The following is a 16,051-nucleotide window of genomic DNA, read 5'->3' on the forward strand; positions in this document are numbered from 1 at the left end:
AGGATTTGCGCCGTATTCCTGGGAAATGCGCCATAAACCCAGGAAATTGCGCGTTCGTGCTTATCTAAGTCGGTTAACGGCTTGCCAGCTGCTTGCCGCATTCCAGCCAGTTTCTTTCCTCCGCAGTCAAAACAATCTCTGCCCCGTCCCGGCAGGACATGAGCTCTTGTTCGTTCTGAGCCCCGATGATCGCGCTCGTTGGATATGCCTGGTTCAGCACGTACGCCAGTGCAACCTGTATTTGGCTCACGCCTTTTTCCTTGGCCAGCTGTTCAGCACGGGCATATCGCTGCCAATTCGCGTCGCTGTAAAAAACACGGACAAGGTCCTCGTTGCTCCGGTCTTCCGGTGTAAACCGGCCGGTGAAAAAGCCACGCGCCTGTGAGGACCAGGAGAGAACAGGCATTTGATTGGCTTCGTACCAGGCCGCATCCGTCTCGTCTACGGAGACGCACCCCGGCCAAAACGGTTCGTTCGGCTTTGCCAGGCTTAAATTCGGACTGCTGAAGGTAAAGCCGGTTAAGCCGGTTGCTGCTGCGTACTCATTCGCTTCTTGAATGCGGTCCGTTCCCCAGTTTGAAACGCCGATCGCTTTTATTCGTCCAGCTGCTATATGCTCATTTAATGCCTCAATGATCACCTTGACCGGTACATTCGTATCGTCACGATGCAGCGCATACAAGTCGATGTAATCGGTCCCAAGACGCTCCAGGCTCGTCAATAAATCCTCTTGAATATCGTACGGATTGACCCGCGGACCGTCGCCCTTCGGATGGGCTCCTTTCGTTAAGATCACAACTGATTCACGGTTATTCCGTTCCTTTAGCCACTGGCCAATCGCGACTTCGCTTTCTCCACCGCAATAGTTGTGCGCGGTGTCAATCGTATTGCCGCCAATGCTCATAAAGCGGTCGAGTACGTCGCACACCTTATCGTATACTGCCGGCTTAAAATAATCAGAGCCTTGAATAAGCGCAGAAACGGGCTTTGATAACCCTTTGATCGCAATGGTTTTCATTATGCTTCCTCCAATTCAATTCGTTGTTTGTTCCGTGCAGAAGCCAGGCACGCGTCGAGCACCCGCATGTTCAATTCGGCATCCTCACCGTTAAACGGGAGTGGATCTCCTGTTCGAATCGATCGTCCGATCACATCTGCCTGCAGTGCATATTGATTCAACAGCGGCACTTCCACTTCCTTCCGCCCGTTTTCCGTTGTCACAAAGAAATGGTCCTGTTCATTTTCATTTGTCACGAATGCGGATGGAACGTCGATCCGTCCTGTAGTTCCAATAATTCTCAGCTCATTTTCAAAAAATGCCCACATGCCGCATTGAAACGTAAGTGCTACGCCGTTCGAGAATTCCAGCACACCGGACGCCATCATGTCTACGTCGTCATGATCCGGTGAAAAAAGAGCTTGAACCGTCGCAGCAGCCGGCTCTTCTCCAAGCAGCAAGCGTGCAGCACTGATCGGGTACACCCCTACATCATATAAAGAACCGCCGCCCCAGTCCTTTCGATACCGTACATTGCCTGTATCCTTTGCATTATTAAACGTAAAGGTGCCATGCAGGCTTCTTACTTCGCCAATTTCTCCTGACTGGATTACCTGCTTCATCATTTCGTAGCGGGGGTGATAGCGGTACATAAACGCCTCCGCAAACACGACACCTGCTTGACGGCACGCTTCATTCATTTCGGCTGTTTCCTCCGCATTTAAGGCAGCCGGCTTTTCGCACAAAACATGCTTGCCCGCTTCTGCCGCACGGATCGTCCATTCCTTGTGTAAATGGTTTGGCAGCGGGATGTAAACGGCATCAATTTCCGGGTCAGCCAGCAGCTCCTCGTAGCTTCCATACGCTTTTTCAATATTCATCTCAGCAGCCGTTTTCGTTGCTTTTTCAATCCCTCTGCTTGCAATCGCTTTCACTTCTCCTGTTTCAGATTGCTGGATGCCAGGGATCACAGCTCTTTTCGCAATGCCTGCACAGCCCAGCACGCCCCATCGAATGATTGACATATTCTCTCTCCTTTTCAACTCTTAGTATGATATTGTAATTATATAAAAAAGAGTTTCACCAGTATATAGAAGCTTATTGTTCCTTTTCTATAACAAAATTGCGATAGGGGTTCTGTCATGCGCAAACAACACTTACTGCCAATGTTCCATCAATTCCGCTGCCTCATTCTGCCGGAGTCTGTCGGTTTGTACGAAAAAGAACGAGATCATTATGTAGACCGAAAAGCCGGTACGTGGAGTACATTCAGCATCCACATTGTTATAGACGGCCATGGATTTGTTGAGCTTCAAGGAGACAAGCACCGGTTAAGCCGAGGAGATGCGTTTTTGTACTTTCCGATGCAGGAACAAATGTATTACAGCAGCAAGGAAGAGCCGTGGAGTGTTTTGTGGGTGCATTTTTACGGAGAGGGCTTAAACACCCTTTTATCGAGCCGAGGCTTTCACCGCTTGTCACTCTGGCATATTCAGGATTTGTCACCGTTGCTTCATACACATGAACAGCTGCTTCAAGAAGCAGAAGCCCACCATTATTTGCAGCAGCAGCAGCTGTCTACACTGACGTATGCTTTTTTAACTGCCTTTATGATTCAGGCAGAGCCGTGGAGCACCGAAAAACCGACAGATCAGGATAACCGGATCCAATCGCTTCTGCCACTCATGCAGCAGCAGTCCTGCGAACCATTCGAACTTGACTATTGGGCCGAAAAAGCCGGCGTCAGCTCCTATTATTTTTGTCGTTTGTTTAAACAAGCCGTCCAGATGACCCCGATGGCGTTTATCACATTATGCCGCCTGCAGCAATGCAAGCAATGGCTGCTTGATCACGAGGAAATGAAGGTGCAGGACATTGCTGAAAAAGCGGGTTATTCGAGTACGAGCTATTTTAATAAACTGTTTCTAAAACAGGAAGGCATCACTCCTACCAGGTACCGCGAACTGCACGGTACGGCTTTGCGGAAGCGGTAATGAGCTGATCTTTTTCTTTTTTTCATTTTTCTGACTTTCTCACTTCTCATTTTGATCATAGTTTAGTATAATTATAAACTGAGAATGATTATTACCATATAAGTGGGCATAACCATTCGCACACGAACCATTTCGAAACGAGATCACTCATTATAGGAGGAGATTTTTAAAATGGAATCCAACAACAATCACGAACAAAAAAGCCATACTGCTGCCGGTGAAGGCCAGTGTCCTGTTACAGGCGCAGGCAGCGGGCATAAAGACAGCGCGATCACAACGTCCAAGCAGCCCGGCGGTACGACGAATAAAGACTGGTGGCCAAATATGCTGAACCTCGGCATCTTGCGCCAGCACGACCGGAAGTCCAATCCGTTTGGCGAAGACTTCAGCTATAAAGAAGAATTCTCGAAGCTTGATTACAATGCCTTAAAACAGGACCTTCATCATCTAATGACCGACAGCCAGGACTGGTGGCCGGCAGATTATGGACATTATGGTCCTTTCTTCATTCGAATGTCGTGGCACGCCGCCGGCACATACCGGACGATTGACGGCCGTGGTGGCGGTGCGTTCGGTTCCCAGCGTTTTGCTCCGCTGAACAGCTGGCCGGACAACGTCAACCTGGATAAAGCCCGCCGGCTGCTTTGGCCCATCAAGCAGAAATACGGAAACAAAATTTCATGGGCCGATTTGCTTGTTTTAACAGGTAACGTGGCGCTTGAATCAATGGGGCTGAAAACGTTCGGCTTCGGTGCAGGACGCGAGGACATCTGGCATCCGGAAGAAGACGTCTATTGGGGAAATGAAAAGGAATGGCTGGCGGACAACCGGTATTCAGGTGACCGTGAGCTTGAAAACCCTCTTGCAGCGGTTCAGATGGGGCTTATCTATGTGAATCCGGAAGGCCCGAACGGCAAGCCAGATCCACTGGGAAGTGCGAGAGACATTCGGGAAACATTTGCCCGTATGGGAATGAATGATGAAGAAACCGTCGCATTAATTGCCGGCGGCCACACATTCGGTAAAGCGCACGGAGCAGGAGATCCTTCTCTTGTCGGTGACGACCCGGAAGCAGCCGATATCGAAACGCAGGGGCTCGGCTGGCTGAGCAAGCACGGCAAAGGTCACGGCCGCGATACGATTTCAAGCGGTGTCGACGGTGCATGGACGGCGAACCCAACCAAATGGGATAACGGCTTTTTTGAGCAACTATTAGGCTACGAGTGGGAGCTGACAAAAAGCCCGGCTGGAGCTTATCAATGGCAGGCTGTTGATCTTCCAGAGGATCATATGGCGCCAGACGCTGAAGATGCTTCCATCAAAGTAAAAACGATGATGACAACGGCAGATATGGCTTTGCGTGCAGATCCGGCATACGAAAAAATTTCCCGCCGCTACTTCGAAAATCCGGACGAGTTTGCGGATGCCTTCGCGCGCGCGTGGTTTAAGCTTCTACACCGTGATATGGGGCCAAAAGTTCGCTATTTGGGACCTGAAGTGCCGCAGGGAGAGCTTGTGTGGCAAGACCCTGTTCCGGCAGTTGATTACACGTTATCTGATGACGAAGTGGCAGATTTGAAAGAAAAAATTCTAAGCTCCGGCCTCACAGTGAGTCAGCTGGTGAAAACCGCCTGGGCTTCTGCGAGCACATACCGTGGCTCAGATATGCGCGGCGGCGCCAATGGAGCACGCATCCGCCTGGCACCTCAAAAGAACTGGGAAGCAAACGAACCAGCGGAACTGGCGAACGTGCTTGATGTATATGAGCGCATTCAAGGTCAGCTCGAGAAGCACGTCAGCCTGGCGGATTTGATTGTCCTTGGCGGAAGTGCGGCAGTTGAAAAAGCAGCGAAAGACGCCGGCTTTGATGTGACTGTTCCGTTTACACCTGGTCGCGGCGACGCAACGGCAGAACAAACAGACGCTGAAAGCTTTAATGTATTGGAGCCGGTCTCAGACGGCTTCCGCAACTACCAAAAAGCGGAATACTCAACCAGCCCGGAAGAAATGCTCGTTGATAAAGCCCAGCTGCTTGGATTAACAGCGCCTGAGATGACCGTTTTAATCGGCGGCATGCGCGTCCTTGGAGCTAACCACAGCGGAACAAAACAAGGCGTTTTCACTGAACGTGTTGGCCAGTTGACAAATGATTTCTTCGTCAACCTGCTGGATATGGGCATCGAGTGGAAGCCAGCCGGCTTCAACCAATATGAAGGCCGCAGCCGGAAAACAGGTGAAGTGGTGCGGACAGCTTCTCGTTTCGACCTCGTTTTCGGTTCCAATTCCATTCTCCGTGCACTTTCAGAGGTGTATGCTCAGGATGACAACAAAGAAAAATTTGTGCGTGACTTCGCCGCTGCCTGGGTGAAGGTGATGAACGCCGATCGTTTTGATGTAAAACAATAAGCTGAATCCCTGGTTTAAGGGCTTGAACAGCGGAAAAAGCCGAACGCAGTCGTTCGGCTTTTCTTTTTTTGACCCGTATAAGCATTCATTATTTGTTGGCAATCGAAGATAAATTCTCGTATTCTGATTTTTTTCCGCTGGTCTGATTCTGGCGTGCTTCCTTCATTCCTTTTTGAATCGATTGATTGAGGAGACTTTGAATACCCATCACAAACGCCATTTCCACCTTCGGGCTCAGCTTTCCTCCTGATTCTACGAGATCATTTAATTCTTCCAGCTTGTCAATCATAATGTCCCGTATGAATTCCACATCTTCTTTCAATGAATTCCCCTGCCTTTCTCTTAAAAATGAGTTTCTAATCATCCATTTTATGCACTTCGCTGGCAATTATGCTGGTTTCTGTTGAACACTTTACTGCTGTCAGGCATTTAAGTTTGTTTCCGCTGGTTATACTGGTACGATAAAGAGGATATTTCACCAAGAAAGGATAATCTGAATGACCAATATAAAGATTCCCGTTTCCGTTTTGAATTTAGCCCCTATTCGCAAAGGGCAGACGCCGTCCGAAGCCATCGAGGCAATGATCGACCTGGCGCAGGCAACAGAAAAAATGGGCTACAGCCGCTACTGGATCGCCGAGCACCATAACACATCTACGCTCGTCAGCTCGGCGACATCGATCTTAATCAAGCATACATTGGAGCATACTGAACGGATCCGTGTCGGGTCTGGCGGAATTATGCTGCCGAACCATTCTCCGCTCGTTGTCGCCGAACAGTTCGGCACAATGGCGACCATCTACCCGGACCGTCTTGACCTCGGCCTTGGCCGCGCGCCGGGCACTGATATGAAAACGGCTGGCGCTCTCAGACGTTCGCAGCATGATACAGTGTACACATTCCCGGATGACGTGAACACGCTGCTGACGTATTTCGGACCGAAAGAGCAGCAAGGCGCGGTCAAAGCTTATCCAGGCGTTGACACGAATATTCCCATTTATATACTCGGCTCTTCAACAGACTCAGCGTATTTAGCAGCGGAGCTTGGCCTGCCTTACGTGTTCGCCTCGCATTTTGCACCGCGGCTGATGAGCGAAGCGATCACCATTTACCGGAATCACTTTAAGCCGTCACAATATTTAGATGCTCCTTACATGATCGTCTGCTTAAACGTCATCGCGGCAGAAACGGATGAGGAAGCGCAATTTGAATCGACAACGATGCAGCAATTTTTCTTGAATGTCGTGCGCGGCTCACAAACACCGCTCAGCCCGCCAGTTGAAAATATGGATGAACTATGGAGTGAGGGAGAAAAAATGATGTCGTCCTCTATGACAAGCGTGACACTGATGGGAAGCAAGCAAACCGTCAAGGAACAGCTGATCCGCTTCCAGGAAGCATACAATGTTGACGAAATCATGGCCGTATCATATATGTACGATCAGGAAAAACAAAAACGGTCGTATGACATTTTTAAGGAAATCGTAGATGGAAAATAACGATCAAAAAAGCAAGCCTGCTGTTGTAAACAGGTTTGCTTTTTTTGTTTTAATGAAAATCACGTTCCACAAAATGTCCGGTACGGCTTGAGCGTTTTCGGCGGCAAAGACGTGTATGCTTCCTGTTCCGGTGAATAAGCAAACGGGTCAGCAAGCACAGCCAGAAGTTGCTCCATCACTTGCATATCCCCCCGCTCCACTGCCGCCTCCAGCGCTTCCTCCACTCGGTGATTTCGCGGAATAACCGATGGATTTGTTTGTTTCATTAATGCAGTGGATGCTTCTACTGACTGGTTTTTGACCCTTCTTACCAGCCAGCGCTCATGCCACTTTTGAAAAGCAGACACGGAAAAAAGCGCCAGTTCTTTCAGCTCCCCGATCGTAAGAGCCCGGAATGTATTCGTGTAGTCCGCTTTATGCTCCTTCATCAACTCTAGCAACTCTTGAAGAAGCTCTTCGTCGCCTTTTTCTTCTCCGGCAAGACCCAGCTTCGCCCGCATGCCGCGCTGCCAGGTTTCTTCATAAAGCGGACCAAATTCGGATAACACAGCTTGCGCCAACGGCACTGATTTTTCTTGATCGTCATGTATGAGCGGCAGAAGCGTTTCCGCAAACCGGGCAAGGTTCCAGCTGGCCATGACGGGCTGGTTTTCATACCGGTAACGGCCCTGGGCATCAATTGAGCTGAATACCGCCCCCGGATCATACGTGTCCATAAAAGCACACGGGCCGTAATCAATTGTTTCACCGCTGATCGTCATATTATCTGTGTTCATGACACCGTGAATAAAACCGACCAGCTGCCATTTGGCGACCAAAGCAGCCTGGTTGCGCATAACTTCGCGCAGGAAGGACAAATAGGGTTTCTCCTCGGCTTTAAGATGAGGAAAGTGGCGATTAATCGCATAATCCGCCAGTGCTTGAACGGATTCCACACCACCCGCCCCGATTGCGTATTGAAACGTGCCCACGCGCAAGTGACTGGCCGCCGTTCTTGTTAACACCGCTCCTGGCAACGCCGTTTCCCGATATACGTCTTCTCCGGTTGCCACTACAGCGAGGCTGCGGGAGGTCGGAATCCCCAGTGCATGCATCGCTTCACTGATGATGTACTCACGAAGCATCGGTCCCAGCGCTGCCCGGCCGTCACCGCCACGGGAATACGGTGTCCGTCCAGAACCCTTTAGCCCGATGTCCACTCGTTTCCCGTCTGAGGTCACATGTTCTCCCAGCAAAACAGCACGGCCGTCGCCAAGCATCGCCAAATGGCCGAATTGATGGCCGGCATATGCCTGAGCAAGCGGAAAAGTGCCAGCAAGACGGGCACTGAACGAAAGTACGGCCGCTCCCTCCTCCCCTTTCAGTGCTTGTTTTTCCAATCCGAGCTCATCAGCCAGTTTTTCGTTTAAGGCAATAATCCGTGGAGAATCGACAGGATTCGGCTGCATTTCTGTGAAAAAAAGGTCCGGCAGGCGTGCGTAGCTGTTGTCAAAATGCCAGCCTGCTTCAGTAGATGGTTGGTTGTTTGTCATCGAATCCCCTTTTCTGTTAAATGATTAGCTTCTTCCGGTCATTATACTCCTTTTTCTATTGAATGTGTTGTATGTATGTCTCCCCTGATTTCCGTTAATGATAGGAACAGCTTTGAAAGGAGGAGAAGACATTGCTGCGATTACAAACCGAACTCGAAGGAAAAAGTGCTTGTTACGGTCATGTACGAGACACTTTTACATCGCTTGGCTATGACCTTGGTGGAAATTGGGACTATGACAAGGGCTGCTTTGACGCCATATTATGGAAGCAAGAAGGCGTCACGATTTATATACGGCTTCCCTTCCAGGTGATGAAAGGAGAGCTCGATCAGTACGATGCTATGATCCAATTTCAATCACCCTTTGTGATCAAGCACGTGATCAACATCGGGCTTGAAGCAGATGAGCATTCGCTGCTCACGGCATCTGGGCTTAATCAATTCCAGGACCCGGTCGATCCGGATGATAAAATTGAAAACAAAAATAAATGGGAGCTTGCTGGAGAAAAAGCGGTGCAAAAAGTGATTCAGTCTGTACACGGCGCTTTAATCGCAAGCTAAAAAAAGCCCCGCCAGCTTTGCACTGGCGGGGCTTTCCTTTTTTATCCTGCTTTATGAATCTTAATGACCTTGCCCTCTTTGCGCCATTCTTTAAACTCCGCAGCTGCCGTGAACAAAGCATCGGTTGAGGAATTTAGCGCCGTTTCACATGAGTCCTGCAGTACGCCGATAATAAAGCCGACGCCGACTACCTGCATCGCAATTTCATTCGGGATGCCGAACAAGCTCGCTGCAAGCGGAATGAGCAGCAATGAGCCGCCTGCCACCCCGGATGCACCGCAAGCGGCAACCGCTGACAGGACACTCAAAATGATCGCAGTCCATACATCCACTTCAATACCGAGCGTATGAACGGCCGCAAGCGTCAACACGGAGATCGTAACCGCCGCACCGGCCATGTTGATCGTTGCCCCTAAAGGAATGGACACCGAATAGCTGTCCTTATCCAGCCCCAGGTTTTCGCACAGCTTCATATTCACCGGAATATTAGCCGCTGAGCTCCGTGTGAAAAACGCCGTTAAGCCGCTTTCTCTTAAGCATTTAAACACGAGCGGGTAAGGATTTTGACGGATCATTACGTATACAATCAGCGGATTAACGACGAGCGCTACGAGCGCCATACAGCCAAGAAGAAGCGCCAGCAGCTGTCCGTATCCGAGCAGGGATTCAAGGCCGTTTGTTGTAATTGATTCAATGACCAGTCCCATGATGCCAAGCGGCGCCAGTTTGATCACCCAGGCGACCATTTTTGACACAGCGTCAGACAAGTTCGAAACAAGTGTTTTTGTCGTATCAGCCGCTCCCTTCAGCGCCAGGCCAAGCACAATCGCCCACGCTAAAATGCCGATATAATTCGCGTTCACAAGTGCATTAAATGGATTATCGACGACATTCAGCAGCAGCGTTTTTAATACTTCTGTTACACCGCTTGGCGGCGCAACGCCTTCCGCACTGTCTGTGAGCGATAAACTGACAGGAAAAACAAAGCTCATCACGACGGCTATTAAACCGGCTAAAAACGTCCCGAGCAAATAAAGCACCACGATCGTTTTCATATTCGTTTTCTGACCGCTTTTATGTGACACAATCGCCGACAGCACCAGTACAAATACAAGAACAGGCGCTACAGCCTTTAGGGCACCAACAAACAGCGTTCCTAAAATCGAAAGCGGTGCCGCTATATCCGGAATTGTAACAGCCAGCAGAACGCCGATTACAAGCCCGATCAGAATCTGCTTGACCAAACTCACCCGGTCAATTTTCAGCAGTATATTTTTCATGATACATCCCCCATTACCTCAAAATAAAAATGTCTTTGTCGTATTCCACCTGAAAAAGACACCTGTCCATCTAATAAATAGTATTTTAAATAGTTTCGAGGTATATTACAATACTGATTCGATTATTTAAATATGTTGTAATAATTAGAACATTCTAACTAAATAACCTCAAAAATAGATGACAATCATTTTTATCTTCGGATGCCGAGCAGACAATAGAAAATCTTTTGACGTTTAAATGTACGCGTGACATGCACACAAAAATAAAAAAGGCGGTTAGCTTTCACCGCCTCCTCCACTCTTTTCTTCCTCCTGTTTGCCCGCTTCTTCCGCCGCTTTTAAAAGGGTTTCCTCCATTTTGGCTTTATATAAAGGACTTGATAATGTTTCATCCACTACCTTTTGCAAATGTTTTCGGAACTCCTGGCTTTTCATCGCTTCCTGCAGCGTTTTTTGCATTTTTGGGTCCTTCAGCACATCTATGAGCAGCGCTTGATAATCCGGATCCTCCATTAAGCTTTTTAACAGCTTTTCGTGCTCTTTTTGCATACTTTTTGCATAGCTTTCCGCAAATTTCGGGTCTTCAAATGCCTTTTTCCAAAATTCCTTTCCCTTCTCAGATGTCAGCGCCGTTTGAATCGTTTCGGTGACAGCCTGTTCATCCATCACAATCGCCTGCTTGATTTCCGGGTCCTTTATCGCTTCCTCCAGCGCCTTTTTGCCGTCATCGGTTTTCAATATATCGGTGACCATCTTCTTCGTTTCCTCATAATCCGCCTGGGCAGACGGTGTATCTCCGGACGCGCAGCCGGAAATGAGCACACTCATACAGGACAACGACAGCAGTGTCAATAAGGTGTTTTTCTTCACAATCATTCAGCTCCTTTCCTCCTTTACTTTGTTCCTTTTAGTTTGAATGAGAAAGGAGATTTTATACGGAGAAAATGCTGGACTTTGGCTAAAAAGAAAAAACCCGTTTGATTGTGCGAAAAGGTTCAGAACAACCAAACGGGAGGATGATATTTTTACACATCAGCCAAGCGAGAAACGTCACGCACAATCATGACTTCTTCGTTTATCGGTAAAGTCATTTGCTGATTATGCACACTGAACTCTCCCCCCCAATGTGCTGTGACGTTTCCTTAAATCAGGAAATAGACGAAAAATAAATCAAACTCCTTTATATCAGCAGCCATTTATTTCGCTTTTCTTGTTAACCCGTCAATATGTCATATCTGTTTCAGTTATTTCTTTTTACCTTAGCTTCCTGCAACAGCCTCAAATTCACCTGTTTCCGCATTGGCAATAAAACCATAAATAGACAACGTTTTTGGAATTAATGGGTGACTTTTAATCAAATCGATATTTTCCGTTATCATTTTATTCACATCTTGTTTTCCAGATAGCCAGCTTGATAGATTACTGCCGGCCGCATCAATATATTCAATTGTTTCGATCGTTTCTTTTGCAATACCTGCTTTCCGGATTTTAGAAAGAATCTCCTCTCCATTAATTGCATGTTCTTTGCTATCCTTCTCTCCGATAATATAAATTTCTTCTATATCTTCGGAGTAAACGGCCAAAATAATGTCTCTAATTGTACAACCATAGGGCTGTGAAATGATCGTTCCAAAACTTGTTGTGATGATTAATTGTTCCGCTTTTTTATTTGTTATGACAGGTAATAACGGATGTGATTTTACACTTAACCCTGTTAGAACTAAAGCCTTTTTCTCGTTTGTTTTCTGCATAAAAACCCCTCCTATTGAATCAATTGAGCCATTTCATAATAAACAGGTATGCCGACAATAAGGTTGAATGGGAATGTCACTCCAAGAGCCAGCCCCAAGTAAACAGACGGATTCGCCTCCGGTACAGATGCTTTTAATGCTGCCGGAGCCGCAATATAGGAGGCACTTCCGGCTAAGACACCCATTAATGTCATACCGCCCAAAGACAGTCCTGCCAGGTGCCCCGTTACCACGCCTAAACTTCCAAATAAAACAGGCGTGATTAATCCAAAAAGAAGCAATTTGAAACCGTGCTTCCTTACTTCCGGCAACCGCTGGCCTGTCGTGATTCCCATACTCAGTAAGAACAAAATCAGCACGCTGCTATATAAATCCATAAACAGCGGTTTCACCATTGGCACAGCACGTTCTCCAAGAATCAAACCGATGAATAAACTGCCCAGCAGCAGCAAGATACTTTTTCCAAACAAGCTTTCTCTTAGCACTTCTTTATCAATGAGGCTTGCTGGCTTATAGACAAACCCTACGCTTCGCATCGAAAGAGCTGATTGATCTTTTTTATTCTCGATGATCTTTAATAATAGTAATGAAACTAAGATTGCGGGGCTTTCCATAATAACGACGAGAGCATTCATAAATCCCTCGTAGGATACACCGTTTTTTTCGATGAAGGAGATGGCCGCTCCATAGGTGACAATGCTGACAGACCCGTACGTGGCCGCTAAGCCAATCGAATTTTGAAGGTCCATTTTCATAAGACGCGTAATAAAAATGGTGATAAACGGAATGACAATTCCTAAAAAGAGTGCACCCATGATTGGCTGCATAACGGATTCAATTGAATAATGAGACAGCTCAATCCCGCCTTTTATCCCAATGGCGATTAAAAGGTAAATACTCAGCGCTTCGCTTAAGGCGCTTGGAAATTTTAAATCTGATTTCACTAAAGCGGCCACAATTCCTAACACAAAAAATAACACAACCGGCGACAACAAATTTTGTAAAATGATTTCTGACATAATCCTTCCTCCTGATATCCTTCATTTTCCACAAAAAAACCGGCAATTTCAGAATAACTGGCACTCACCCGCCATTCATTCTGAAAACTGCCGGTTTATCTTCAACTGACCGTATGGCTTTTGAAGATCTCCCTTTTTCATCTATTGTCTTTTTATTCAAAATCTTTTTCGATATCTCTATCTAATTTAAACACCATCACCCGTTCCCCGCTCTGCGTGCTTATATCTGTGTGAAAGCTTTTCACTTTTTCACCCGTTATGGTAAAGATGATTTCTTTTAAGCCATTCATTCCTGATTCAATCAAATTAGACCGCATCCTTTTGATGGACAGCATGCCCTCTTTTGTTTCACAAAGGACATATTCAGCAGGCGTTAGAATCCCGCGTAACGTGACAATAATCATATCACGCAATATATCTGCTTTTACGGACACGGAACCACGTCCAAGGAAATCTTTTTCCCATTGAGTTAACGCTTTGCTTATTTCTGCTTCAATAGATCCTTTAGATTTGTTCATGACCATTCCTCCTTAACAAAAAAATCGGTATATTCCCCAGCTAGTTTCCTAGTTAAGAAATATACCGATTTATCTTATTTCTTTTCTTCTTATGATGTATAGGTTACTTTTTCATACAGTCAATATAGAAATAATTAACAGCACGCTAAAGCGTTTATTCAATCAGAAGTGAGAATAAAAATCTCTCGGTTATTTAGATTAATACTACTGTAACTTTCAGCAAGGAGTATGTCAACATAAAAAATAAATCAAAAAAGATCTGGCACTGAATTTTTCATGCCGCTCTTTCATAGTGTGATCAAAAGTGTGTTCAGATCATCACTATGAAGGTTGTCATGATTGAGCAGGTGAAACGGAGCGGTTTATCTCCCTTATTTCCTCACTGCCTTTTTAGCCTGCCTTTTTTATTTGTTCTTGTTTTGTAACCCTGCTTTTCATCTAAATGCTTAATGGGCGAAAACTGTTCATGCTGATTCTTTATAGTCAAGTCAAATACATGAGAATAAATCATTGTCGTTTGAATGTCACGATGTCCCAGAATCTTCTGGAGTACCCTCATTGAGCCTCCACGTTCAAGAAACAATTTAGACGCTGTATGTCTGAATAAATGAGATTTGCGGAGGGCGGAGCAAGGGGTTGGCTTAAAAAAGACCAGCTCAGCATAGAAGCTGATCTGGCCTTTTGTCATAAAGTAAGCTGTGCTGCTATTTCGGCTGTTACGTATTTTGCACTTGTTTCGTTGTCCAAGATTCCACATTCCAAATGTCCGTCGCAATCTCCTGATAAAACTCAGGCTCATGGGAAATCAAGAGGATGCTTCCTTTGTACTCTTTAAGCGCCCGCTTTAATTCATTTTTTGCATCAACATCCAAATGGTTGGTCGGTTCATCAAAAACGAGAACATTGCTTTCCCGGTTCATCAGTTTACAAAGCCGCACTTTTGCTTTTTCGCCGCCGCTCAGTACGGATATTTTACTTTCAATGTGTTTTCTCGTTAGTCCGCACCTTGCTAATGCCGCCCGAACTTCGCCTTGTGTTAAACTCGGAAATTCATTCAGCACTTCTTCAATGCACGTGTTTTGGTTTTCTTTTTTTACTTCTTGCTCAAAATAACCGATATACTGGTAGTCTCCCCGCTCTACGCTTCCGGAAAGAGGGTTGATTTCACCGAGAATGCTTTTTAACAAAGTGGTTTTTCCGATTCCGTTTGCTCCAACCAAAGCAATTTTTTGGCCGCGTTCCATCGAAAGGTCCAGCGTCTTGGAAAGAGGATTATCGTAGCCGATCACTAATTTTTCCGTTTGGAAAATCAGCTTCCCGGATGTTCTGGCTTCTTTAAAACGGAAATCAGGCTTTGGCCGATCTCCTGATACTTCAATAATATCCATTTTATCCAGCTTTTTTTGCCGGGACATCGCCAGGCTGCTTGTTGAAGCACGTGCTTTGTTTCTAGCCACAAAATCTTTTAAATTAGCGATTTCCTGCTGCTGCTTTTTAGCGGCTGCTTCTACTTGCAGTTTTTTTGCTTCATATACTTTTAAAAAGTTATAGTAGTCTCCAACATAGCGGGTTAATTCTTTGTTTTCCAAATGATAAATAATGTTTACAACGCTATTTAAAAAAGGAATATCATGAGAGATCAGAAGAAATGCATTCTCATAGTTCAGCAAATAGCGTTTTAACCATTCAATATGCACTTCATCCAAATAGTTGGTTGGCTCATCGAGGAGTAAAATATCCGGTTTTTCAAGAAGAAGCTTAGCAAGAAGAACTTTCGTCCGCTGCCCTCCGCTTAAATCATACACATCCTTTTCAAGCCCTATCCCGTCTAAGCCGAGCCCTCTGGCTACTTCTTCTACTTTTGCATCAATCGTGTAAAAATCATTGGTTGTCAATGTATCTTGAAGGGCCCCGACTTCATCGAGCATTTTTTCCATTTTTTCCGGACTTACATCGGCCATTTGGCCGTAAATGGCATTAATGGCTGTTTCTATATCAAATAAGTATTGAAAAGCCGTTTTCAGCACATCACGAATCGTTTTTCCTTTTTCTAAAACGGCGTGCTGGTCAAGATAACCGACCCGCTGATTTTTGGACCATTCTACTTTTCCATCATCCGGCTGAATTTGTCCTGTAATAATATTCATAAACGTCGACTTGCCTTCGCCATTAGCGCCGACTAATCCAATATGTTCCCCTTTTAACAAACGAAAAGATACGTTTTGAAAAATAATGCGGTCACCAAAATCATGACTTAAATCTGTTGCTGTTAGGATACTCAATTATCGTTTCCTCATTCCGCTTCGAAATTTCCAATAAATTTTGATTATATCATACTGATCTGCTTTAAAGCAAGAATCTGCATCCAAGAAATTGGATTGTCAACACCACTATTATGTTACATTTGGGATGAAAACTGCTTTCTGTTAGACTTTTTGGCATATCCTCAGCCAACCAGGGAACAATAACTGTTACCCCTTTCACTTCCAGCAGCT

15 protein-coding genes are annotated in these 16,051 nt (G+C 46.1%); 4 read left to right on the top strand and 11 right to left on the bottom strand.

All coding sequences use genetic code 11. The annotated features are described in order from the left end of the window. Positions 1-73: 73 nt before the first annotated feature. Positions 74-1,018 carry an aldo/keto reductase gene (locus BW952_RS01220; protein ID WP_045849553.1) on the bottom strand — a complete coding sequence of 315 codons (945 nt, stop codon included), beginning with the start codon at positions 1,016-1,018 and terminating at the stop codon, positions 74-76. Further along, positions 1,018-2,022 (bottom strand): Gfo/Idh/MocA family protein, encoded by a 1,005-nt coding sequence (locus BW952_RS01225; protein WP_045849552.1) that lies wholly within the window; start codon positions 2,020-2,022, stop codon positions 1,018-1,020. The genes BW952_RS01220 and BW952_RS01225 overlap by 1 nt, the downstream gene beginning before the upstream one ends. 117 nt (positions 2,023-2,139) lie before the next feature. Here BW952_RS01225 and BW952_RS01230 point away from each other — a divergent pair, with 117 nt between their 5' ends. After that, the gene (locus BW952_RS01230; protein WP_045849551.1) at positions 2,140-2,991 is read left to right on the top strand and encodes a helix-turn-helix transcriptional regulator; all 852 of its coding nucleotides are present in this window, start codon (positions 2,140-2,142) and stop codon (positions 2,989-2,991) included. A gap of 171 nt (positions 2,992-3,162) precedes the next feature. After that, complete coding sequence (gene katG / locus BW952_RS01235) at positions 3,163-5,397, top strand: catalase/peroxidase HPI (protein WP_045849550.1); 2,235 nt, start codon at positions 3,163-3,165, stop codon at positions 5,395-5,397. 88 nt (positions 5,398-5,485) lie between these two features. Here katG and BW952_RS01240 read toward each other — a convergent pair whose 3' ends face one another. Further along, entirely contained in the window at positions 5,486-5,719 is a 234-nt protein-coding gene (locus BW952_RS01240; RefSeq protein WP_045849549.1) for a hypothetical protein, read from the bottom strand. Positions 5,720-5,894: 175 nt separating this feature from the next. On the opposite strand from BW952_RS01240, the gene BW952_RS01245 reads away from it, so the two are divergent. Then, positions 5,895-6,896 carry an LLM class flavin-dependent oxidoreductase gene (locus BW952_RS01245; RefSeq protein WP_045849548.1) on the top strand — a complete coding sequence of 334 codons (1,002 nt, stop codon included), beginning with the start codon at positions 5,895-5,897 and terminating at the stop codon, positions 6,894-6,896. A 59-nt stretch (positions 6,897-6,955) separates the two neighbouring features. On the opposite strand, the gene BW952_RS01250 is transcribed toward BW952_RS01245, so the two are convergent. Beyond that, positions 6,956-8,428: a protein adenylyltransferase SelO gene (locus tag BW952_RS01250; protein WP_045849547.1), complete on the bottom strand. Its 1,473-nt coding sequence runs from the start codon at positions 8,426-8,428 to the stop codon at positions 6,956-6,958. Between the two features lie 131 nt (positions 8,429-8,559). On the opposite strand from BW952_RS01250, the gene BW952_RS01255 reads away from it, so the two are divergent. Continuing rightward, positions 8,560-8,988, top strand: coding sequence for a YugN family protein (locus tag BW952_RS01255; protein ID WP_045849546.1), 429 nt, complete (start codon positions 8,560-8,562; stop codon positions 8,986-8,988). Positions 8,989-9,029: 41 nt separating this feature from the next. Here the strand turns inward: BW952_RS01255 and sstT are convergent, their stop codons facing one another. The 7 genes from sstT to BW952_RS01290 form a co-directional block, all read right to left on the bottom strand. After that, entirely contained in the window at positions 9,030-10,268 is a 1,239-nt protein-coding gene (gene sstT, locus BW952_RS01260) for a serine/threonine transporter SstT (protein WP_045849545.1), read from the bottom strand. Between the two features lie 276 nt (positions 10,269-10,544). After that, positions 10,545-11,144, bottom strand: a complete 600-nt coding sequence (gerD, locus tag BW952_RS01265) for a spore germination lipoprotein GerD (protein ID WP_045849544.1) — start codon at positions 11,142-11,144, stop codon at positions 10,545-10,547. A gap of 383 nt (positions 11,145-11,527) precedes the next feature. Next, a complete protein-coding gene (locus BW952_RS01270) occupies positions 11,528-12,019 on the bottom strand; it encodes a carbonic anhydrase (protein WP_045849543.1) in 492 nt (163 codons plus the stop codon). Between the two features lie 11 nt (positions 12,020-12,030). After that, positions 12,031-13,038 (bottom strand): sodium-dependent bicarbonate transport family permease, encoded by a 1,008-nt coding sequence (locus tag BW952_RS01275; RefSeq protein WP_045849542.1) that lies wholly within the window; start codon positions 13,036-13,038, stop codon positions 12,031-12,033. A gap of 152 nt (positions 13,039-13,190) precedes the next feature. Beyond that, positions 13,191-13,556 (bottom strand): Na-translocating system protein MpsC family protein, encoded by a 366-nt coding sequence (locus BW952_RS01280; protein WP_045849541.1) that lies wholly within the window; start codon positions 13,554-13,556, stop codon positions 13,191-13,193. Between the two features lie 379 nt (positions 13,557-13,935). Further along, entirely contained in the window at positions 13,936-14,355 is a 420-nt protein-coding gene (locus tag BW952_RS19855) for a site-specific integrase (RefSeq protein ID WP_082084541.1), read from the bottom strand. Continuing rightward, positions 14,273-15,838, bottom strand: coding sequence for an ABC-F family ATP-binding cassette domain-containing protein (locus BW952_RS01290; protein WP_045849539.1), 1,566 nt, complete (start codon positions 15,836-15,838; stop codon positions 14,273-14,275). Before BW952_RS01290 ends, BW952_RS19855 begins: the two co-directional genes overlap by 83 nt. Positions 15,839-16,051: the final 213 nt, after the last annotated feature.

Origin of the sequence: Domibacillus enclensis (assembly GCF_900156125.1) — a bacterium.
In the GTDB taxonomy this organism is placed as follows: Bacteria; Bacillota; Bacilli; order Bacillales; family Domibacillaceae; genus Domibacillus; species Domibacillus enclensis.

Bases quoted from the DNA above. Each gene is read 5' to 3' on its own strand.
- BW952_RS01220 (WP_045849553.1), bottom strand. From the start codon at position 1,018: ATGAAAACCATTGCGATCAAAGGGTTATCAAAGCCCGTTTCTGCGCTT.
- BW952_RS01225 (WP_045849552.1), bottom strand. From the start codon at position 2,022: ATGTCAATCATTCGATGGGGCGTGCTGGGCTGTGCAGGCATTGCGAAA.
- BW952_RS01230 (WP_045849551.1), top strand. From the start codon at position 2,140: ATGCGCAAACAACACTTACTGCCAATGTTCCATCAATTCCGCTGCCTC.
- katG (WP_045849550.1), top strand. From the start codon at position 3,163: ATGGAATCCAACAACAATCACGAACAAAAAAGCCATACTGCTGCCGGT.
- BW952_RS01245 (WP_045849548.1), top strand. From the start codon at position 5,895: ATGACCAATATAAAGATTCCCGTTTCCGTTTTGAATTTAGCCCCTATT.
- BW952_RS01250 (WP_045849547.1), bottom strand. From the start codon at position 8,428: ATGACAAACAACCAACCATCTACTGAAGCAGGCTGGCATTTTGACAAC.
- sstT (WP_045849545.1), bottom strand. From the start codon at position 10,268: ATGAAAAATATACTGCTGAAAATTGACCGGGTGAGTTTGGTCAAGCAG.
- gerD (WP_045849544.1), bottom strand. From the start codon at position 11,144: ATGATTGTGAAGAAAAACACCTTATTGACACTGCTGTCGTTGTCCTGT.
- BW952_RS01270 (WP_045849543.1), bottom strand. From the start codon at position 12,019: ATGCAGAAAACAAACGAGAAAAAGGCTTTAGTTCTAACAGGGTTAAGT.
- BW952_RS01275 (WP_045849542.1), bottom strand. From the start codon at position 13,038: ATGTCAGAAATCATTTTACAAAATTTGTTGTCGCCGGTTGTGTTATTT.
- BW952_RS01280 (WP_045849541.1), bottom strand. From the start codon at position 13,556: ATGAACAAATCTAAAGGATCTATTGAAGCAGAAATAAGCAAAGCGTTA.
- BW952_RS19855 (WP_082084541.1), bottom strand. From the start codon at position 14,355: ATGAGCCTGAGTTTTATCAGGAGATTGCGACGGACATTTGGAATGTGG.